This is a genomic window from Streptomyces sp. NPDC059900, from assembly GCF_050270335.1.
Lineage (GTDB): Bacteria > Actinomycetota > Actinomycetes > Streptomycetales > Streptomycetaceae > Streptomyces.
This window is the reverse complement of record NZ_JBNNJZ010000122.1, coordinates 1-18,841: the sequence shown is the minus strand read 5'-3', so window position 1 is coordinate 18,841 and position 18,841 is coordinate 1. Positions and strand designations below refer to the sequence as shown.

General features: G+C 71.0%; 20 protein-coding genes and 1 pseudogene. 13 read left to right on the top strand and 8 right to left on the bottom strand.

Features of this window, described 5'->3' with window-relative positions; translation table 11 throughout:
• Positions 1-172: pseudogene (locus ACQKIP_RS18660) on the bottom strand (bifunctional 3'-5' exonuclease/DNA polymerase); the annotation flags it as partial.
• A 442-nt stretch (positions 173-614) separates the two neighbouring features.
• On the opposite strand from ACQKIP_RS18660, the gene ACQKIP_RS18655 reads away from it, so the two are divergent.
• Positions 615-1,454, top strand: coding sequence for a nitrilase-related carbon-nitrogen hydrolase (locus tag ACQKIP_RS18655; protein ID WP_365858909.1), 840 nt, complete (start codon positions 615-617; stop codon positions 1,452-1,454).
• Positions 1,455-2,079: 625 nt separating this feature from the next.
• Here the strand turns inward: ACQKIP_RS18655 and ACQKIP_RS18650 are convergent.
• Entirely contained in the window at positions 2,080-4,401 is a 2,322-nt protein-coding gene (locus tag ACQKIP_RS18650; protein WP_365858907.1) for an ABC transporter permease, read from the bottom strand.
• On the bottom strand, positions 4,401-5,240 hold the full coding sequence (locus ACQKIP_RS18645; RefSeq protein WP_365858905.1) for an ABC transporter ATP-binding protein: 840 nt from the start codon (positions 5,238-5,240) through the stop codon (positions 4,401-4,403). Before ACQKIP_RS18645 ends, ACQKIP_RS18650 begins: the two co-directional genes overlap by 1 nt.
• An 83-nt stretch (positions 5,241-5,323) precedes the next feature.
• Between ACQKIP_RS18645 and ACQKIP_RS18640 the strand changes: the two genes are divergently transcribed.
• Positions 5,324-6,505, top strand: coding sequence for a DUF2786 domain-containing protein (locus ACQKIP_RS18640; protein WP_365858902.1), 1,182 nt, complete (start codon positions 5,324-5,326; stop codon positions 6,503-6,505).
• A gap of 59 nt (positions 6,506-6,564) precedes the next feature.
• On the top strand, positions 6,565-8,901 hold the full coding sequence (locus ACQKIP_RS18635) for an FUSC family protein (protein WP_365858900.1): 2,337 nt from the start codon (positions 6,565-6,567) through the stop codon (positions 8,899-8,901).
• A 32-nt stretch (positions 8,902-8,933) separates the two neighbouring features.
• Here ACQKIP_RS18635 and ACQKIP_RS18630 read toward each other — a convergent pair whose 3' ends face one another.
• From ACQKIP_RS18630 to rpmB, 3 genes are all read right to left on the bottom strand, one after another.
• The gene (locus ACQKIP_RS18630; protein WP_365858898.1) at positions 8,934-9,431 is read right to left on the bottom strand and encodes a hypothetical protein; all 498 of its coding nucleotides are present in this window, start codon (positions 9,429-9,431) and stop codon (positions 8,934-8,936) included.
• Between the two features lie 180 nt (positions 9,432-9,611).
• Positions 9,612-9,917 (bottom strand): 30S ribosomal protein S14, encoded by a 306-nt coding sequence (gene rpsN, locus ACQKIP_RS18625; RefSeq protein ID WP_365858896.1) that lies wholly within the window; start codon positions 9,915-9,917, stop codon positions 9,612-9,614.
• Entirely contained in the window at positions 9,917-10,153 is a 237-nt protein-coding gene (gene rpmB / locus ACQKIP_RS18620; protein WP_361191030.1) for a 50S ribosomal protein L28, read from the bottom strand. Before rpmB ends, rpsN begins: the two co-directional genes overlap by 1 nt.
• An 82-nt stretch (positions 10,154-10,235) precedes the next feature.
• Here rpmB and rpmG point away from each other — a divergent pair, with 82 nt between their 5' ends.
• The 5 genes from rpmG (at position 10,236) to ACQKIP_RS18595 (ending at position 12,657) form a co-directional block, all read left to right on the top strand.
• Complete coding sequence (gene rpmG, locus ACQKIP_RS18615; RefSeq protein WP_365858894.1) at positions 10,236-10,400, top strand: 50S ribosomal protein L33; 165 nt, start codon at positions 10,236-10,238, stop codon at positions 10,398-10,400.
• A 5-nt stretch (positions 10,401-10,405) separates the two neighbouring features.
• Complete coding sequence (locus tag ACQKIP_RS18610) at positions 10,406-10,651, top strand: type B 50S ribosomal protein L31 (protein ID WP_361191032.1); 246 nt, start codon at positions 10,406-10,408, stop codon at positions 10,649-10,651.
• Positions 10,652-10,707: 56 nt separating this feature from the next.
• Entirely contained in the window at positions 10,708-11,841 is a 1,134-nt protein-coding gene (locus ACQKIP_RS18605; RefSeq protein WP_365859433.1) for a CobW family GTP-binding protein, read from the top strand.
• Positions 11,842-12,081 carry a 30S ribosomal protein S18 gene (gene rpsR / locus ACQKIP_RS18600; RefSeq protein ID WP_365858891.1) on the top strand — a complete coding sequence of 80 codons (240 nt, stop codon included), beginning with the start codon at positions 11,842-11,844 and terminating at the stop codon, positions 12,079-12,081. It abuts the gene before it with no gap.
• Between the two features lie 357 nt (positions 12,082-12,438).
• Entirely contained in the window at positions 12,439-12,657 is a 219-nt protein-coding gene (locus ACQKIP_RS18595) for a DUF397 domain-containing protein (RefSeq protein WP_361191231.1), read from the top strand.
• An 85-nt stretch (positions 12,658-12,742) separates the two neighbouring features.
• On the opposite strand, the gene ACQKIP_RS18590 is transcribed toward ACQKIP_RS18595, so the two are convergent.
• Entirely contained in the window at positions 12,743-13,228 is a 486-nt protein-coding gene (locus tag ACQKIP_RS18590) for an ATP-binding protein (RefSeq protein ID WP_365858889.1), read from the bottom strand.
• Positions 13,229-13,516: 288 nt separating this feature from the next.
• Between ACQKIP_RS18590 and ACQKIP_RS18585 the strand changes: the two genes are divergently transcribed.
• The 3 genes from ACQKIP_RS18585 (at position 13,517) to ACQKIP_RS18575 (ending at position 16,597) form a co-directional block, all read left to right on the top strand.
• Positions 13,517-14,380: a helix-turn-helix domain-containing protein gene (locus ACQKIP_RS18585; RefSeq protein WP_365858887.1), complete on the top strand. Its 864-nt coding sequence runs from the start codon at positions 13,517-13,519 to the stop codon at positions 14,378-14,380.
• A 69-nt stretch (positions 14,381-14,449) separates the two neighbouring features.
• Positions 14,450-15,907, top strand: coding sequence for an aldehyde dehydrogenase family protein (locus tag ACQKIP_RS18580; protein ID WP_365858885.1), 1,458 nt, complete (start codon positions 14,450-14,452; stop codon positions 15,905-15,907).
• Between the two features lie 144 nt (positions 15,908-16,051).
• The gene (locus tag ACQKIP_RS18575; RefSeq protein WP_365858883.1) at positions 16,052-16,597 is read left to right on the top strand and encodes a DinB family protein; all 546 of its coding nucleotides are present in this window, start codon (positions 16,052-16,054) and stop codon (positions 16,595-16,597) included.
• On the opposite strand, the gene ACQKIP_RS18570 is transcribed toward ACQKIP_RS18575, so the two are convergent.
• Positions 16,594-17,202: a bleomycin resistance protein gene (locus ACQKIP_RS18570; RefSeq protein WP_365858881.1), complete on the bottom strand. Its 609-nt coding sequence runs from the start codon at positions 17,200-17,202 to the stop codon at positions 16,594-16,596. The genes ACQKIP_RS18575 and ACQKIP_RS18570 overlap by 4 nt on opposite strands.
• 42 nt (positions 17,203-17,244) lie before the next feature.
• Between ACQKIP_RS18570 and ACQKIP_RS18565 the strand changes: the two genes are divergently transcribed.
• Together ACQKIP_RS18565 and ACQKIP_RS18560 are read left to right on the top strand one after the other, a co-directional pair.
• Positions 17,245-17,886, top strand: a complete 642-nt coding sequence (locus tag ACQKIP_RS18565) for a PadR family transcriptional regulator (RefSeq protein WP_365858879.1) — start codon at positions 17,245-17,247, stop codon at positions 17,884-17,886.
• A 120-nt stretch (positions 17,887-18,006) separates the two neighbouring features.
• The coding region (locus tag ACQKIP_RS18560; protein ID WP_427743480.1) for an ATP-binding cassette domain-containing protein at positions 18,007-18,841 on the top strand (835 nt) is incomplete at its 3' end.

Below are 18,841 nucleotides of genomic sequence, written 5' to 3'. Positions count from 1 at the left end.
GGATCTCGGCGGTGGAGCGCCAGACCCAGCGGGCCGCTTCGGGGCGGGCGCGGACGGCTGCGGCGAGGTCCGGCTCGTGGAGGGTGGGTCCTGCGGGCAGGCCGTCTTCCCCGAGGGGGGCGAGGGTGGCGCCACCGGCCTCGGTGGCAGCGAGGGCCCACCTTTCGGTCATGGGATGAGTCTCGCAGGGGGGACTGACAATCCCGGCTGGTGGCTTTGGCGGGGTGTCCTGCGGGCTTGCTTGGCCGGGGGTATGAGTGCCCCCGCTTCTTTGGCCGAATGGGTACGCGTGCCCCTGACCGAACGGGTGCGCGTGCCCTCCGGCTTGTTTGGCCGCACGGGTATGCGTGCCCCCGGCTCCTCTGGCCGAACGGCTTTTCCCGCCTGCCAGCCCGCCCGCCTGCCCGCCCGCGCACCCGCCCGAAGCTCCGCGGGCTCGCTTGGCCGTACGAGCTCTTCCCGGCCACCCGCCCGGCACTCCGCGGTCTTGCCTCGCCGAACAGGCCTCCCCGCCCACCCGCCCGAAACGCCGCGGTCGCCGCCCCTCGCCCCGCGCCCCACGTCCGGGGGTTCCCGACATGCGGGTGGGCGTTGGCGCTGCGAGGCTCGGAGCCATGAGAGTGGCCCTTGCGCAGACCGACTGTGTTCTCGGCGAGGTGGACGAGAACCTCGCGGAGGCCCGCGACCAGATCGGGCAGGCGGCGGCGCAGGGAGCCGACCTCGTCGTGTTCCCCGAGCTGAGCCTGCACGGCTACCACCTGGGCGGCCTGCACCGGGACACGTCCCTTGACGCGTCGGACAACCGTCTGCGGGAGCTCTCCGCTGCCGGTCCCGATGTGATCGTGGGCCTGCACGAGCACACGAGTCTGCGCGCGTACAACACCTCCGCGTACTACGCGGACGGCCAGCTCCTCCACTCCCACCGGAAGCTGTACCTCCCCAACTACCTGGCCTGGGAGGAGCGCAAGCACGTAAGCCCCGGCCAGCACCTGCGTGCGTACGACCTGCCGGGCGGGCACGGGCGCGCGGCTACCCTCATCTGCAATGACGCGTGGCAGCCGGTACTGCCGTGGCTTGCGGTGCAGGACGGTGCGGAGGTCATCGTCATCCCCACGAACAGCGCGGCGAGCCTGGATCCCGAGGCGATGGACACGGGCCTGTACTGGGACACGCTGCTCTCCTACACGGCCCGCATGCTCCAGTGCTGGGTGATCTTCGTGAACCGGGTCGGTAACGAGAACGGGGCTTCGTTCTGGGGCGGTTCGCGGGTGGTGGACCCGCGGGGGACGGTCGTCGCACAGGCGCCGAAGTGGGAGCCGAGCCTCGTCACGGTCGACATCGACGTCCACGAATCCCGCCGGCACCGGCGCGCGGTGCCTCTGGTGGCGGAGGCGAGGCTCGGCCTGATCGACCGCGAGGTACGCCGCCTGATCGACGAGGGCGGCGACAGCTAACCCCCTACGGCAACCTGCCCCACCCTCTCTCCCCACCCCCGGCGGAGCCACCTCCGCCCACCGGCCCGTCACCCCGCATCCACCCTGACCGAACAAGCTCTCCCACCCACCCGCCCGTTTGCCCCGCAGTGACGGGGCGGGTGGCCAGGTGTGGGTGGGTGGCGTGCGCTGCGTTCAGTTGTGGGGCGGGTGGTAGTGCGGCTGGGGTGGGTGGGTGCTTCGGCCGGGTGCGGCGTGGGCGATTAGAACGGCGGGGGAGGGGAGCCCGACGCACCCGCAGTCGGCATCGAGACGGGAGGGGACGTGTCGGTATTTCCGCCCGGAGCACGGTTCGCGGCGTTCCGGTGCCGAAGTGGCCGGGCGGTGCGCACTTGATGGCGAGGACGGACATACCGGCGCGGCCCCGCACCCAACGATGAACGAGCACCGCCCCCGGACGCACTGGCACCCGGCGTCGAGACGGGAGGGGGCGTGTCGGTATTTCCGCCCGGAGCACGGTTCGCGGCGCTCCGGTGCCGAAGTAGCCGGCGGCGCGCACTTGATGGCGAGGACGGACATACTGGCGCGGCCCCGCACCCAGCGACGGACCAGCCCCGCCCCCCGGCACCGGGCCCGCACCGCCCCCTCACCCCCGCCGCACCCTCACCCCCACCACCCCCGCCCCAACCCCCACCACGGCACAGACCCCCGCAGCCACCCCCACCAGCTCCCACGGCACCACAACCCCCGCCGGCGCCGACAGCCGTGCAAGGCCCGTGCTCAGTGCGCCCAGGTTCACCCCGGTGACCAGCAGGCCCAGGACCGTGCCCACCGCCACCGCAAGCAGCGACTCCCCGGCGATCACCATCCGCACCTGCACCCGCGTAGCCCCGGCCAGTCGGAGGGAGCGCAGCTCCGGACCCCGTATCGACGTCGCCATCAGAAGCGTTCCCGCCAGAGAGATGGCCGTATAGACCAGGGCGATACCCAGCAGCACGAGCAGCCCGAGCCGCGTCTGCGGCTTCGTCGCCGGATGCGTGTCCGCCAGCCACTGCTCCGCCGACCGCACCCGAACACCGCCCCCGGCACCATCCCCAGAACCGCCCCCCGGGCCCTCCCCGGAACCGGCCGCCACCCGCAGCGCCCCCGCCACCTCATCCCGGTCCGCCCCCGCCCGCAGCCCCACGTCAACACGGTCCACCGGGACCCCAGCAGCGTTCGCCGCGGTGACGTACGCCCCGTTGTCCCCCGTACCCCGCTCGAGGACCGCGACGATCCGCAGCCGCGCGGGCCTCCCGTCGCCGAGCCAGACGTCGACCCGCTCGCCCACCCGCCGCTTCTCCCACTCCTCGTTGACGACGATCGACCGGTCGTCGAGATCGCGTACGTCACCCGCCACCACCGGAAGCCGTGACACCGAGGCGAACGCCGTCGGATCACTCACCGCGCGCGCCTCCGACCGGACAAGGGCGCTGCCTTCCTCCCGTACGAACACGGCAGTGGACGCGGACGAAGCGGCCACAGCAACCCCGGCCACACGCCCGGCCACACCCCCGGCGCCGCCCCGCACATCGCCGCCCCGCGCATCGCCGCCCCGCAAATCGGCGCCCGTCACCACCAAATCGGCCCCGGTACGCTCCCGGGCCTCCGCCGCCCGCGCCGCTCCCGCCGTCTCCGCGGAGCCGAGCAGCGAGCCCGCGAGAGCCACCGTCACCAGGACCGGCGCGGCGACCGCCGCCGTACGCCGCACCGACGCGGCGGAGTTCTCCCGGACCAGGAGTCCGACGGCGCCGGGAAGGCGGACGGCACGCAGGACGGGACGTACGAGAAGAGGGGTGAGCGCGGCGAGCGCGGTGATCAGGATCATCGGCTGAGTGGTGTACGTCTTCCGCTTCATCAGCGCGGAAGGATCACTCCACAGGGTCCAGCCGAGCATCCCGAGCCCCGCCGCCAGCAGCGCGCCTCCCGCGATCCGGCGGCTCCACGGCATGACGCCGGTGTCGACGGACGCGTCCCGCAGCGCCTCGACGGGACCCACGCGCCCCGCCCGCCGGGAGGCGAGCCACGCCCCCGAGAAGGCGACCGACACCCCCACCCAGAAGGCGAGATGGTACGGCCAGACGGCCCCGCCGATGGCGAACCACTCCGGAGCGATCCCGGCGTCGACCAGCATCTCCGCCAGCACCGGCGCGCCCAGCGCCCCCAGCACGCACCCCACGCCGGAGGCCGCGACGCCCACCGCGAGCGCCTCCGCGAGCAGCATCCTGCGGACCTGACCCGGCGTCGCCCCGGCCATCCGCAGCAGCCCGAACTCGCGCCGCCGCAGGGCCACCACGAAGGCGAAGGTGGAAGCGGTGACGAAGACGGAGACGAATGCGGACACCCCGCCCGCCGTCCCCAGGAACGAGTTCACCGCCACCAGCGCCTCGGCGTCCCGCGCCGGACCGGGATCGGCGAGCCGCCGCTCACCCCCGGTCAGAACCCGGACCTGCTCCCCGGCGACGTCCCGCCCCCCGGCGACGTCCCGCTCCCGGGCGGAGTCCCGTCCCTCGGCGGCGTCCCGCCCCCCGGCGGAGCCTGCCGCCCCAGCGACCCTCCACGCCTCGACGACCTTCCGCACCTCCACAACCGGTGCATCCACCCCCACAGCATCCCTTTTCGCCCCATCCAGCTGCACGGACCCAAGGCGTCGAAGGTCGCGCAGAAGTTCGATATCCACAGGGTGTGGATGAGCGAGCGGCTTCGTCACGTGGCCCGTGTTCGGCCCCCGCTTCACCGGGACGGTCAGCGTGTTCTGCCCCATGACGACCACGGGCGACGCGGCGAACCGCACCGGCTCCCGCTCCGGAGCACTGAACGTCGACGCCAGCCCCAGCCCCATCGCGGCGACGAGCGCCACGCCCAGCGCGACGGCGACGAACGCGCCGAGCAACCCGGCCCAGCGAGTACGAAGAGAAGCGAAGAACATCACCGACCACCCACGATCATCGACTTGTCGCCCGCGTCCAAAAACCCGGCGCCACCCCCCCCCCCGGACCTGCCTCCGGCGCCACCCCCGGCCCCGGACCCGCCCGCCCCGGACCCGCCCACCCCGGACTCCAGCCCCGCCATCCGCCGCGCCACCTCCCCCGCATCCGGCGCAAGCACCTCATCGGCCACCCGCCCGTCCACCAGGAACACCACTCGGTCCGCGTACGAAGCCGCCACGGGATCATGCGTGACCATCACCGTGGTCTGCCCTTCCCCGTCCACCAACTGCCGCAGAAGCAGCAGCACTTCACGACTGGTGGTCGTGTCGAGCGCCCCGGTCGGCTCGTCGCCGAACAGCACGGCGGGCCGCGTGACGAGCGCCCGCGCCAGCGCCACCCGCTGCTGCTGGCCGCCCGACAGCTCCCCCGGCCGGTGCCCGGCCCGCTCGGCGAGGCCGACGTGCGCCAGCGCGTCCCGCACCTGCGTACGCGAGGGCCTGCGGCCCGCGAGCCGCAGGGGCAGGGCGACGTTCTGGGCCGCGGTCAGTGACGGCAGGAGGTTGAAGGACTGGAAGACGAAGCCGATCCGGTCCCGCCGCAGCAGCGTCAGCCGCCGCTCGCTGAGCCCCGTCAGCTCCGTACCGCCCACCTCCACCGTCCCGGAGGTCGGCCGGTCGAGCCCGGCGGCGCACTGCAACAGCGTCGACTTGCCGGAGCCGGAAGGGCCCATGATCGCGGTGAAGGTACCGGCGCGTATCGCGAGGTCGACGCCGTCGAGGGCGGTCACGTCACGGTAGCGGCGGCGGACGGCGGTGAGCCGTACGGCAGTTGAGGTCATGGCTCAACCCAACCGTCCGGAGCCCCGCCGGGCACGACCACCAGGGGGCGTCCGGGGGGTAGGGCCAGCCATACCCTTGACGTATGGATCCGGTGACCGAGGTGATCGACAAGGCGTTCGCGGCGGCGCTGTACGCGGACGGCGACGAGGGCCTCGACATCGGCGCGTCCCTCCTCGCGGCCGAGCCCGGGGCCGACGCGGAGCTGTGGCGCAGGGGCGAGGAGCTGGTGCGCCGCGCCTGGGAGCGGGGCTGGCAGCCCGCGGACGTCATACGGATGGTCGGCCGGGCCAGGGACGACATCGCCCACGGGACCGACCGCACCCACCTGACGCAACTGGCCGCCGAGCTGATCACCACGGAGACCAGGGGGTACGGCGACACGCTCCCGCCCCGCTGGCACGCACAGCTCGCCGGACTTCCCCCGCAGGCCGGCGCCCCGAAGTCGGACCGCTTCTCCCGCGCCACCACTGTCCTCGCCCTCTACCGCCTCCTCCTGCGCCTGCCCGCGATCGAGCCGGTGGGCCCCGCTCCCGGCTCCCCGCTGCACACGTCCCCGCCGCCCGGTCACGACGAGCCCCGCATCCTCACCCGTATCCGCGCGCTCCTGGCCAAGGCGGAGGCCACCGGATTCCCGGAGGAGGCGGAGGCGCTGACGGCCAAGGCGCAGGAGCTGATGGCCCGGTACACCATCGACGAGGCGCTGCTCGCGTCGCGCACCCGCGCCAAGGACACCCCCGGTGCCTGCCGCATCGGCGTGGACGCCCCGTACGAGACGGCGAAGGCGATCCTCCTGGACGCGGTGGCCACCGCGAACCGCTGCCGCGCGGTGTGGAACGAGGCGTTCGGTTTCTCCACCGTCGTCGGCTTCGAAGCGGACCTGGAGGTGGTCGAAATCCTCCACACCTCGCTCCTCGTGCAGGGCACGGCGGCGATGACGAAGGCGGAGGCGGGGCAGCGGGCGGGCGGCCGGAAGCGTACGAAGACGTTCCGTCAGGCGTTCCTCCTCGCGTACGCCGACCGCATCGGCGGGCGCCTGGCCGCGGCGGCGCGGGACGTCACCGCGGAGTCCCCGGAGGCGGGGGAGTTGCTGCCGGTCCTCGCGGCCCGCGATGTGGCCGTCACGGCCCGGGCGGAACGCATGTTCCCCCAGACATCTACCACCCGCGTACGAGGAGCGGCGGACGCCGACGGCTGGACGGAGGGAGCTGCGGCAGCGGACGCGGCAAACGTAACCCCGGGCAGCCCCCGCCTCCGTTCGCGGTAACGGGCCCCAGGAGCCCCACCTCGACCCAGTAAGCCCTATATGCCCCGTATCATCACAGAGTGACCTGGCTTCGGGCGCTGAAGGAGACCACCCGCTCGGGGTTGACCGTCGAGCGGAAGCGGCTTGAGCCCCTCATCGCGATCCGCGGGGCGGCCGGCCTTGCCGTCATCATCGGCGTCAGCCTCACCCTCTTCGGCCCCGCCGTAGCCGCCAGCTCGGCATTCGGCGCATTCCAGGCCGCCATCGCCACCTTCCAACGCAGCTGGCGCCCCCGCCCGGAACTCGCGCTGGCCTCCGGCACGAGCCTCGCCGTCTCCACCTTCCTCGGCTACCTCACCGGCTCCCACACCCTCCTCTTCCTCGCCCTCCTCGCCCTGTGGACCTTCCTCTCGGGCCTGAGCTGGGCCGCGGGCCCGACCATCGGCATCATCGCCTCGTCCAACGTCGCGATCATGCTGGTCACGGTCACCCTCCCCGGCTCCATCGCCGCCGCCGCGGGCCACGCCGCGATGATGGTGGTGGGCGGCGCGGTCCAGGCCGCCCTCGTGGTCCTGTTCCCCGTACGCAGATGGGGCGCCCACCGGGACGCCCTCGCCGACGCGCTCGCCGCCGAGGCCGACTACGCCCGCCGCCTGCGCCACGACCCGCACGCCGACTTCGACCCGGAGCCCCTGATGGCGGCCCGCGACGCGGCGACCATCACCCCCCGCCAGGCCCGCACCCGCCCCGCCGAACTCCGCGGCACCCGCGGCCTCGCGGAACGCATCCGCCCGGTGCTCGCCTCCCTTGCCGACCCGGCGGTCGGCGTCCCGGAGGAGGGCGAGGAACGCGACCGCGTACGCGAAATCCTCGCCGCGGCGGGCGCGATCCTGGACGCGGCGGCCAGGGCGATCCGGAAGGGCGAGCCCCTGAAGATCCCGCCCGCGGCGGTGGCCACCCTGCAGAGCCCGGACACCGGGGCGATCCTCACGGGCCCGGCCCAGAGAGCGGCGAAACGCCTGGCGGCGCTCCTGCGGGACGTGGTCGAAACCGCGGGCAAACCCCCGGACAAGGCCGCCGCCCTCACCACCCCGACAGAAGCCGAAGCCACCCCCACAGAATCCGGAGCCACCCCCACCTCAGAATCCGGAGCCACCCCCACCCCAACCCCAGCAACCACCCCCACCCCAGCAACCACCCCCACCCCCCTCCTCCGCCCCACCTTCCCCGCCCTGCTCCCCGCCGCCCTCCGCGCCATGAGAGCCGAACTCCGCCGCCGCCACGAATCCCCCGTCACGCGCCACGCGATCCGCGTCACCGCGGTGGCCGCGGCGGGGTACCTGCTTGGCACCTGGCTCCCCCTCGGCCACGGCTACTGGGCCCCCATGGCCTCCGTCATGATCATGCGTCCGGACTTCTCACAGACGTACTCCCGCGCGGTGGCCCGCTTCGGCGGCACGCTCGTGGGCGTCGCCCTTGCCACGGGCCTGGTGCAACTCGCGAGCCCCGGCACCGGACTCTCCGCGGCACTCGCCGTGCTCTGCGCCGGGATGATGTACCTCCTGATGCGCACGGGCCAGGTCGCCGCCCAGGCCTGCGTCGCCGCGTACGTGGTGTTCCTGCTCGGCATGGGCGGCGAACAGTGGACGCAGACGGTGCCGGAACGCGTCGTCCTGACCCTCCTCGGCGGCATCCTCGCGATGATCGCGTACGCCGTGTACCCGGCCTGGGAGACCCCGCGCCTGCGCAACCGCCTCGCCGACTGGCTGGTGGCGGACGGCCGCTACGCCGCGGCAGTCGTCAGCCGCTACGCCGACCCCGGGGGCAGCTCGTGCCCGGACGTACGCGGCGCGCTCCTGGCAGCCCGCGACGCCCGCATCGCCTGGCACGAAGCCACCGCCCGTGCCAAGCACGAACCGGTACGCCACCGCGGCCTCTCCCGCGCGTCGGCAGGGGACGCCGAGGATGCCCTCGCCCAACTCGGCCGCGTGGCGATGCTGATGGAGGCCCACCTCCCGGACCGCGACGCGACCCCCGTCCCCGCCGCGGAGCGCCTCGCGACGGCTCTGCGCAAGTCGACCGAGGACGGCGCGAAGGCGGTACGGGAACGCCGCGTCCCGAAGTGGGAAGCCGTACGCAAGGCCCTGGACGAGTGGGACGGCGAGGGTGTCCCCGACCGGGTCGTACGCAGAGGAGCCGGCCTCCTCCTGGCGACCCTCGACGAACTCTCGGACGCCCTGGACACAGCGCCCCCGCCCATGCTGGTGGACGGCACGGAAACAGGCACCGCATCAGGCTCGGAATCAGCCGCCTCACCAACACAAGCCGCCCCACAGCCACAAGCCGCCCCACCAACACAAGCCGCCCAAAACGAAAGCGGACCGCAGGACCCCGAACAAGGTCCCACGGCCCGCTAGCCGCACATCAAAGCAAGCAACCGCGCAAGGACTCAGGACTCCGGAAGCCCCGCCGTAGGCAGCCCCTCCGGCAGCTTCCCGCCCTCGGTCTTGGTGAACTGATCCTTGCCCGCGCCCTGCCAGGACACCGTCATCGACGTCCCGTTGACCGACTCGACCGTGCCGTTGGTGCGATCGGAATCGCCCTTGGCGCACTTGAGCGTGATCGTGTCGCCCCCGGCGGTACCGCTGCACAGGACGTTCTCGCCGAGCAGCGTCGCCTGCTTCCCGGCGATGACCAGCGCGAGCGGATTCCCGTCGGCGGTGGCGACCCAGCTGCCCTCGGAGCTGCCGTCCTTCGCACCGGAGTCGGAACCCTCGTCCGGCGCATCGGCGTCGGACGACCCCTCGGCCCCGGCGGACGACCCCGCCGAGCTCTTGTCCTTGCCCTCGTCGTCACCGTCGCCGCCGTCACTGCTGCAACCGGTCAGGACAAGGGCGGCGACAAGACCCGCCGCCGCGGCACCGATACGTACGTTCCGGACGTGCATCCGCACTGAAGTCCCCCTACATGGCACATGAGCGACACTCACCCGACAGTCGAACCAGGTCACCGAGCCGCGTCAGCTCACCGGCTCACCGGCTCACCGGCTCACCGAATCACGTCAGCTCACCGGCTCACCGATTCGCGTCGCGTCACGTCGCGTCAGCTCACTGAATTGCGCGCCAAGCTACCAGGACGACTTGCGCACCCCGGGGAGAAATCCGGCGTGCGCTTGGTCACGCAGCTTGACCCTGGAGAGGCCGAACTTCCCCACGTATCCGCGCGGACGCCCGTCGACGCTGTCCCGATTGCGTACGCGCGTCGCGCTCGCGTCCCGCGGCTGTCGCGCCAACTCGGCCTGGGCGGCGCTCCGTTCGGCTTCCCCCGTGCCGGGCCGGCGGATGATCTCCTTAAGCTCGGCCCGACGCGCGGCGTACCGCGCGACGGTCTCGCGCCGCTTCTCGTTCTTCGCGATCTTGCTCTTCTTGGCCATCAGACCCTCACCCCACGCGCACGGATCCTGGCGACGGCGGCCTCGACGCCGATGGAGTCGACGGTCTTGATGCCCTTGGCGCTGAGCCGCAGCCGCACGAAGCGGCCCTCGCTCGGCAGCCAGTAGCGCTTGCGCTGGACGTTGACGTCGAACCGGCGTGACGTGCGCCGGTGTGAATGGGAGATCTGGTTGCCGAAGCCCGGCGTGGCGCCGGTCAGCTGGCAGTGGGCGGACATGGTGACGCACCTCTCGGTCGGGGGGACGGGGTCCCTCGCGGAATCGTTTTGAAAACGGGATTCATTTTCATACACTACCGGCATGGCCCGAAACGAGATCCGCCCCGTCATCAAGCTCCGGTCAACGGCCGGAACCGGCTACACGTACGTGACCCGCAAGAACCGCCGCAACGACCCCGACCGCATGACACTGCGCAAGTACGACCCGGTCGTCGGGCGGCACGTCGATTTCCGAGAGGAGCGCTGACCACCATGCGCAAGGACATCCACCCGCCGTACGGACCCGTCGTCTTCCGCGACAAGTCCGCGGGATTCGCCTTCCTCACCCGGTCCACCGCGACCAGCGAGAAGACGGTCGACTGGGAGGACGGGCGCACCTACCCCGTCATCGACGTCGAGGTCTCCTCCGCGAGCCACCCCTTCTACACGGGCACGGCCAAGGTCCTGGACACCGCGGGCCGCGTGGAGCGCTTCGAGCGCCGCTACGGCGCCCGATGAACCCCGCGGACCCCTCCGGCAAGGGCAAGGGCATCGGAGGCACGGACATCGAAGGCATGGACATCGCGATCGTCGGCGGCCTGCACTCCGACGCCCGCACGCAGGCCGTCGAGCGGCTCCTGGCCACCGTCCCCGGCAGCGTGGCGCTCCACCACGACCTGGCGACGGCCGTGCACGGCACCGTCGTACGCACGGTGCGCGATGCCACCGGAGTGCTCTCCACCGGTGAGGCGCCGCTCGTCAACGACTGTGCGTGCTGCGCCCTGCGCGAGGATCTGGTGCCCGAGCTCGAACGGCTCGCGGACTCCGGACTCACGCGGCTCGCGGTCGTCGAGCTGTGGGACTCCGTCGAGCCCAAGGCGATGGCCGAGGTGATCACGGCGCACGTACGCGAGGGGCTGCGCCTGAGCGGCGTGATCACGGCCGTCGATCCGGCGCTCCTGCTGCCGTACCTCGGCAACGGCGACGACCTCATGGAGGCGGGTCTCGCCGCTGCCGCCACGGACGAGCGCACGGTCGCCGACACCTGGGCCCGCCAGCTGGAGTACGCCCCGGTGCTCGCCGTCGCGGATTCTCCCGAGGCGGACGACGAGGACCGCGCGCTCCTGGCCCAGCTCCACCCGACCGCCCGCCAGGTCCCGATCAGCGGTCACGGGGACCTGGCGGGTGCCGCGCTCGGCGGCTTCGACGTCGAGGCGGCCGCCGCCGCCCAGCATCCGTCCTGCGCGCTGCTGCCGACCGACGCCGACGAGGCGGGGGTCGCCACCCTCGTATGGCACCGGGACCGGCCCTTCCATCCGGAGCGGCTCTACCAGGCTCTGGAGGACCTGACCTGTGCGGCGGCCCGCAGCCGTGGCCGGTTCTGGCTGGCCGACCATCCCGACACGCTGCTCGGCTGGGACGCGGCCGGCGGCGCGCTCTGCGTGGAGAGCGCGGGGCCCTGGCTGGTCTCGCTGCCGGACGCGGCGTGGGAGATGGTGCCGCCGGTGCGGCGCGCCGCGGCGGCGCTCGACTGGCATCCCGAGCACGGCGACTGCTGCCAGCACCTGGTCTTCACCTCGCCGGGCCTCGACCGCGAAGGGCTCGAAGAGGTCCTGGAGTCCTGCCTGCTCACCGACGAGGAGTACGCCGCCGGGCGCGACGCCTGGAAACACCTGCCGCCCGCTTTCGACACCCTCCTGGAGGTCTGAATGTCCCCCCGCAAGCCGTACGCGCGCGACCAGAAGCCGCGCCCCAACCCGCTGGACCAGGCGAAAGTCACGTACATCGATTACAAGGACACGGAGTTGCTCCGCAAGTTCATCTCCGACCGGGGGAAGATCCGCTCCCGGCGGGTCACCCGGGTCAGCGCCCAGCAGCAGCGGCTGCTCGCCCGGGCGATCAAGAACGCACGGGAGATGGCGCTGCTTCCGTACGGCTCGGCTCGCTGATCGACATCACCCCGTCATCCGGCCATCGCGTAAACGTTGGAACAGGAACGGCATCCCGTGCGTCTGTACCTAGTACATGAACAAGCACGCGAGCACGAACAGGAACACGTACGCGAACAAGCGGGCACGCTTCGACCTGGATGGCGTTCGCATGGCATGCGGGGAGTTGGGCAGGTGCTGACAGAGCTGTAATCAGGGAAACACCCCGCGTGCACGTGCATCTGCCCATGCATCGGCATGTGAACACAGCTATGATCCGGGACAGTTGACCATTGCATCTAGAGACCTCTAGAGACATCTAGAGCCACGCAGGCACTGCATCACCGGGGAGCGACTGTGCACGACGTGTTTAACGGCATGGCTGCCACGGAGCTTCACGGGGTGGTCTGGCAGAAGAGCAGGCACAGCAATTCGCAGGGTGCCTGCGTGGAGTTCGCGAAGCTGCCGGGCGGCGACGTCGCCGTCCGCAACTCGCGCTTTCCCGACGGTCCGGCGCTGGTCTACACGCGCGCCGAGATAGAGGCGATGCTGCTCGGGATGAAGGACGGGGAGTTCGACCACCTCATTGGTGGTTAGCCCTGCCTCGCCGGTGGTTGGACCTACTTCATCGGCGGCCGGACCGCCCCGTCGGCGGGTTGGTCCCCGCCGCGGCCGGCAAGGCCTACGCGAGCTGGAACAGCGCCCACACGACCTTGCCCCGCAGCGCGCCCGCGAGCGGGTGCCAGCCCCAGCTGTCGCTGAACGAGTCCACAAGGAACAGGCCGCGCCCGGACTCGGCGGAGAAGTCGTCGTCGGTCTCGCGTGCGACCGGACTGTCGTCGCTGGGGTCGCGCACCGCGCACACCAGGCGTGAGGTCCAGCGCATCAAGTGCAGCCGCACCGGCGGGCCCTGGTCGCGCGGGGTGTCCGACGGCAGGGCGTGCCGCAGGGCGTTGGTGACCAGTTCGGAGACGACGAGGGCGATGTCGTCGAAGCGTTCTTCCAGTTCCCACTGGCTCAGCGTCGTACGGGTGAACTGCCGGGCGCTGCCGACCGCCTCATAGCGGGCGGGCAGGGAGCAGGACGCGGCGCTGGAGACGGCTGAGGGGTCGAGTGGGGGAAGCCCCTGCCGTAACGGCTCGAGCATGGTCGATCCATTCGTCCCCATGCGAGGCACTCCCCGGTTTCGCGGTACATAGCGATGGAGCGGTGGTGCAGTGGTGCGGCAGTTAAGTGACGCGCGGACCATGGTTCCGAATGCGTACAGCAGATGCAAGGGCAGATGCACGTGCACGCGCCTGACTTGAGCGCTCCCGTGCCGCTTCTTGCCCATTTCTTCCTACGACTTCTTGTGGAGACCTGTCGAAGGCTTTCCATTTCTGTAACCGAACGAGTACGCCTTGAAGCGTTTAATGGCAGACTGCTGGCTTCCAAGTGATGGGGAGGGTTGAGCGAAGTGACCGCAGGGGAGTCGAGCGGCTCGGTCGTACGGCGCATGCTCCTTGGCTCGCAACTCAGGCGCCTGAGGGAATCGCGCGGTATCACCCGGGAAGCGGCCGGCTACTCGATCCGAGCCTCCGAATCGAAGATCAGCCGCATGGAGTTGGGACGGGTGAGCTTCAAGTCCAGGGACGTAGAGGACCTGTTGACGCTGTACGGCGTCACCGACGAGGCCGAGCGGGTCGCACTGCTCTCACTCGCCAAAGAGGCCAACCTCGCCGGCTGGTGGCACAGTTATTCGGATGTCCTGCCCGGCTGGTTCCAAACATACGTGGGGCTCGAAGGCGCCGCCTCGCTCATCCGGACCTACGAAGTCCAGTTCGTCAACGGCCTGTTGCAGACCGAGGCCTACGCGCACGCGGTCGTCGCCCGCGGCATGAAGGACGCGAGCAAGGCCGACATCGAACGCCGGGTCGCCCTGCGCCTGGAACGCCAGAAGCTGCTCGTCTCCGAGCGCGCTCCCCGCTTCCACTGCGTGCTCGACGAGGCGGCGCTGCGACGCCCGTACGGGGACCGGGAAGTGATGCGAGGCCAGATCCAGCATCTGATCGACATCTCAGAACGGCCGAATGTCACTCTTCAGATCATGCCGTTCAGTTTCGGTGGGCACTCGGGCGAGAGCGGAGCGTTCACCATGCTGCGCTTCCCGGAATCGGACCTCTCGGACGTCGTGTACGTGGAACAGCTGACCGGAGCCCTGTATCTCGACAAGGCCGAGGAGGTCGCGCAGTACGAGCGAGTGGTGACCGAGCTCCAGCGCGACAGCCCGAATCCGGCCGATAGCCGTGACCTTCTCCGTGGTCTGCTCCAACTCACCTAACTCGTCAGTACGATGACGTGAACTCAGGTGTCAGCACAGTTGTAACCACAGTCTGCGGCTAGGGGTCCCATGTCCTTCTTCACTGACCTGGCTCACCAGTACATCGATGGTGAGTGGAAGGCCGGTTCCGGTTCCTGGGACATCATCAACTTCAACCCGTACAGCGGGGAGAAGCTCGCGTCGATCACCGTGGCGACGGCCGACGAGGTGGACCAGGCCTACCGGGCGGCCGAGCGCGCGCAGAAGGAGTGGGGCTCGACCAGCCCCTACGCCCGGCGTGCCGTCTTCGAGCGTGCCCTGCGCATCATCGAGGACCGTGAGGAAGAGATATCCGAGGCCATCGTCGCCGAGCTGGGCGGCACCCGGCTCAAGGCGGGCTTCGAGATCCACCTCACCAAGGAGTTCCTGCGCGAGGCCGTGAACGTCGCGCTGCTGCCCGAGGGCCGCATCCTCCCGTCGCCCGGCGACGACAAGGAGAACCGCCTCTACCGCGAGCCGGTGGGCGTGGTCGGGGTCATCAGCCCCTTCAACTTCCCGCTCCTCCTCTCCACCAAGACGATCGCCCCGGCGATCGCCCTGGGCAACGCGGTCGTCCTCAAGCCCCACCAGAACGCTCCGGTGACGGGCGGCGGCATCCTCGCGAAGGTGTTCGAGGACGCGGGGCTGCCGGCCGGTGTGCTGAACGTGGTGGTCACCGACATCGCCGAGATCAACGACGCGTTCATCGAGCACCCGGTGCCGAGCGTCATCTCCTTCACGGGATCGGACCGCGTGGGGCGTCATGTCGCCACGGTCTGCGCCTCGCACTTCAAGCGGTCGATACTGGAACTCGGCGGCAACAGCGCGCTGGTCGTCCTGGACGACGCGGACGTCGACTACGCCGTGAACGCCGCGGTCTTCAGCCGCTTCGTGCACCAGGGGCAGGTCTGCATGGCCGCCAACCGCATCCTCGTCGACCAGTCGCTCCAGGCGGAGTTCACCGAGAAGTTCGTCGCCAGGGTCGCCGCCCTGAACGTCGGCGACCCGGCGGACCCGGCGACCCACATCGGCCCGCTGATCAACTCCTCGCAGGCCGACGCGGTGACGAGGATCGTCGACCAGACGGTGGCCGCGGGCGCGAAGGCCCTGCTGCACGGCCGCACCAAGGGCAACCTGGTGGCCCCCACCGTCCTGACGGACCTGCCCGCCGATTCCCCGGCCCTGCGCCAGGAGATCTTCGGCCCCGTGGCGCTCCTGGTCCCCTTCGACGGCGAGGAAGAGGCCGTACGCATCGCCAACGACACCCCGTACGGGCTCAGCGGCGCCGTCCACACCGGCGACGTCGAGCGCGGCGTGCGGTTCGCGCGGCGGATCGACAGCGGCATGTTCCACGTGAACGACGGCACCGTGCACGACGAGCCGATCGTGCCCTTCGGCGGCGAGAAGTACTCGGGCGTCGGGCGCCTGAACGGCGAGGCGACGGTGGACGCGTTCACCACGCAGAAGTGGGTCTCGGTGCAGCACGGCCGCACGCAGTTCCCCTTCTGAGGGCGCGGCGGCACACGTCTGAGGCCTCGGCCGCACACGACGCGAACTCCCGGACCCTTGCGGACAGAACCTGACCGCAAGGGTCCGTAACGTCAGTGGTGTCGGAAAGCCCGGCAGGCTCCACAGGCTCCAGAGGCGGACATCATGGTCGTTCACGTCAACGCAGAGACCCCCGGCGACGAGCGCGGCGCCCTGCTCGCCTTCCTCGACGCCGAGCGCGGCGGCATCCGGCGGGCCCTGCTCGGCCTGACCGCCGAGCAGGCGGCCACCACCCCGAGCGCCAGCGAGCTGTCGCTCTCCGGGCTGCTCAAGCATGTCGCGGAGGTCGAGGAGGGCTGGATCTCGCGGGCGCAGGGCGTCGACCCGGCCGTCCGGCGGACCGAGGCGAACTGGGACGAGTGCTTCCGCCTGATCGAGGGCGAATCGGTCGAGTCGGTCCTCGCGTACTGGGGCCGGGTGGCCGACCGTACGGAGGAGTTCATCCGCTCCCTGCCCACCCTCGACACGACCTTCGCGCTCCCCGACGAGCCGTGGTTCCCGAAGGAGGACGTGTCGATGCGCTGGGTGCTGCTGCGTCTGATCACCGAAATGTCCCGCCACTCGGGGCACGCCGACATCATCCGTGAGTCCCTGGACGGCAAGACGGCGTTCGAACTGGTGGCGCTGGAGCGGGGCGAGAGCTGGGGTTAGGGGGCCTCTGCCGGCTCTGGGCCGAGGTGCGCGGCCATCTCCGCCCGCAGGGCGTGCAGCTCCCGCAGCTGTTCGGGGGTGGGGGTGCCGTCGGCCGCGAGGGCGCGGTCGATGATGCGGACGGCCGCCGCGTGGTCCTGCTTGGACTCGCCGAGGAGGGTGGCCTGGTGCAGGGCGCGCGCGTACCGCTCCCTGGGCACCGGCGCGTGTTCGAAGGAGTCGGCGATGGGCTGCCCGATGCGGACGCAGTTGCCCGCGGGGTCCGTCATCAGGAACTGCCGCACCCCGTAGCTCATGTCCTTCACGGTGCCCATCCGGGGCAGGCCGCGGGTCGGTATCCGGCCGAGCGTCTGCTTGAGACCGGTCCGGAAGGCCTCGTGCAGGGCGTCCACGTCGTCGGTGACCACGTAGCAGGTGCTGTACGAGGTCTGCGGGTCGTAGCCCTTGATCCGGAAGAACTGAAGCTCCATGTCGCCGCGCCTGATCACGGCGTACTGATTGGGTGCCTTCTGGCGGAAGGTGACCTCGAAGCCGATGGCTTCGTAGAAGTCGAGGGTCTCGTCGAGCTCGTGACAGGGAAACAGGGGGATCATTGTCTCGGCCATACCGCTACTCTAATCAAAGTTGATTAGAAGGAGGTGGCTTTGATGTCGGCGATCCGACTCCTCGTCCTCGGCGCCGTCCGGCAGCACGGACGGGCCCACGGCTATCAGGTGCGCAACGACCTGGAGTACTGGGGCGCCCATGAGTGGTCCAACGCCAAGCCCGGCTCGATCTACCACGCGCTGAAGCAGATGGCGAAGCAAGGCCTGCTGCTCGCGCACGAGATCGCTCCGTCGACGGCCGGCGGCCCGCCGCGCACGGAGTACGAGATCACGGAGGCGGGCACCGAGGAGTTCCTGGCCATGCTCAGGTCCAACCTCGTCTCGTACGACCAGCGCCCCGACATGCTCACGGCGGCGCTCGGCTTCATCGTCGACCTGCCCCGGGGCGAGGCGGTCGAGCTCCTGAAGCAGCGGGTGGCGGGCATCGAGGAGTGGCGCAGGTCCGTCACGGAGTACTACACCCCCGAGGAGGGCCCGGAGCAGCTCGGGCACATCGGCGAGATCATGAACTACTGGGTCCACACGGCCGACGGGGGCGTGGAGTGGACGCGGGGTCTGATCAAGCGGATCGAGGGCGGTGCCTACACGTTCGCGGGGGAGGGCGAGCCCTTCGTGGGCGTCCTCGCCGAGGGCGAGGAGAACCCGTACGCGACCGGTACGACGCATGCGGAGGACGATCGCTGAGCCGTGGGACGGTTCTGCTGATCAAGTTTGACTAATCGCTGGTTCGGGGATACCTTCCTTCGCGTCGAGGTTGTAGTCAAGTTTGACTACGGCATGGCAGGGGCTCGGAGGGAGAGACGGATGACGGACGCGATCGTCGTCGAAGGAGCACGGAAGCGGTACGGGGAGAAGCGGGCACTCGACGGCCTTGACCTGACGGTCGGGCGCGGCACGGTGCACGGAGTGCTCGGCCCGAACGGCGCGGGCAAGACCACGGCGGTACGGGTGCTCGCCACACTGCTGCGGGCGGACGAGGGCCGGGTGGAGGTCGCCGGGTACGACGTGCGGCGGCAACCGGACGAGGTGCGCAGGCGCATCGGCCTGCTCGGTCAGCACGCCGCCCTCGACGAAGAACTGAGCGGCCGGCAGAACCTGGACATGTTCGGGCGGCTCCACCACCTGGGCGCCCGCCACGCGCGCGTGCGGGCCGGTGAACTCCTGGAGCGCTTCGGGCTCGGGGACACGGGGCGCAAGGCGGTCAAGCAGTACAGCGGCGGCATGCGGCGCCGCCTGGACCTCGCGGCCTCGCTCATCACGGAGCCCGACGTGCTGTTCCTGGACGAGCCGACCACGGGCCTCGACCCGCGGGGCCGCACGGAGGTCTGGGACGCGGTGCGCTCGCTGGTCGACGGCGGCACGACGGTGCTGCTCACCACGCAGTACCTCGAAGAGGCGGACCAGCTCGCGCACCGCATCTCCGTCATCGACCGGGGCCGGGTCATCGCGGACGGCACGGCGGACGAGCTGAAGTCGAAGACCGGCGGCGACCGCATCGACGTGGTGGTGCGGGACGCGGCCCAGCTGGAGACCGCCGCGCGCCTGCTGCCCGGCGAGGCCGCACTCGACGCCGACCGCCGCCTCGCAAGCGCGCCGGTGGCGGACCGCATGGCGGCGCTCACCGGGGTCGTACAGGCCC

What these genes read in the sequence shown, in the direction of transcription:
- ACQKIP_RS18655 (WP_365858909.1), top strand. Translation starts at nt 615, where the DNA reads ATGAGAGTGGCCCTTGCGCAGACCGACTGTGTTCTCGGCGAGGTGGAC.
- ACQKIP_RS18650 (WP_365858907.1), bottom strand. Translation starts at nt 4,401, where the DNA reads ATGTTCTTCGCTTCTCTTCGTACTCGCTGGGCCGGGTTGCTCGGCGCG.
- ACQKIP_RS18645 (WP_365858905.1), bottom strand. Translation starts at nt 5,240, where the DNA reads ATGACCTCAACTGCCGTACGGCTCACCGCCGTCCGCCGCCGCTACCGT.
- ACQKIP_RS18640 (WP_365858902.1), top strand. Translation starts at nt 5,324, where the DNA reads ATGGATCCGGTGACCGAGGTGATCGACAAGGCGTTCGCGGCGGCGCTG.
- ACQKIP_RS18630 (WP_365858898.1), bottom strand. Translation starts at nt 9,431, where the DNA reads ATGCACGTCCGGAACGTACGTATCGGTGCCGCGGCGGCGGGTCTTGTC.
- rpsN (WP_365858896.1), bottom strand. Translation starts at nt 9,917, where the DNA reads ATGGCCAAGAAGAGCAAGATCGCGAAGAACGAGAAGCGGCGCGAGACC.
- rpmB (WP_361191030.1), bottom strand. Translation starts at nt 10,153, where the DNA reads ATGTCCGCCCACTGCCAGCTGACCGGCGCCACGCCGGGCTTCGGCAAC.
- rpmG (WP_365858894.1), top strand. Translation starts at nt 10,236, where the DNA reads ATGGCCCGAAACGAGATCCGCCCCGTCATCAAGCTCCGGTCAACGGCC.
- ACQKIP_RS18610 (WP_361191032.1), top strand. Translation starts at nt 10,406, where the DNA reads ATGCGCAAGGACATCCACCCGCCGTACGGACCCGTCGTCTTCCGCGAC.
- ACQKIP_RS18605 (WP_365859433.1), top strand. Translation starts at nt 10,708, where the DNA reads ATGGACATCGCGATCGTCGGCGGCCTGCACTCCGACGCCCGCACGCAG.
- rpsR (WP_365858891.1), top strand. Translation starts at nt 11,842, where the DNA reads ATGTCCCCCCGCAAGCCGTACGCGCGCGACCAGAAGCCGCGCCCCAAC.
- ACQKIP_RS18595 (WP_361191231.1), top strand. Translation starts at nt 12,439, where the DNA reads ATGGCTGCCACGGAGCTTCACGGGGTGGTCTGGCAGAAGAGCAGGCAC.
- ACQKIP_RS18590 (WP_365858889.1), bottom strand. Translation starts at nt 13,228, where the DNA reads ATGGGGACGAATGGATCGACCATGCTCGAGCCGTTACGGCAGGGGCTT.
- ACQKIP_RS18580 (WP_365858885.1), top strand. Translation starts at nt 14,450, where the DNA reads ATGTCCTTCTTCACTGACCTGGCTCACCAGTACATCGATGGTGAGTGG.
- ACQKIP_RS18575 (WP_365858883.1), top strand. Translation starts at nt 16,052, where the DNA reads ATGGTCGTTCACGTCAACGCAGAGACCCCCGGCGACGAGCGCGGCGCC.
- ACQKIP_RS18570 (WP_365858881.1), bottom strand. Translation starts at nt 17,202, where the DNA reads ATGGCCGAGACAATGATCCCCCTGTTTCCCTGTCACGAGCTCGACGAG.
- ACQKIP_RS18565 (WP_365858879.1), top strand. Translation starts at nt 17,245, where the DNA reads ATGTCGGCGATCCGACTCCTCGTCCTCGGCGCCGTCCGGCAGCACGGA.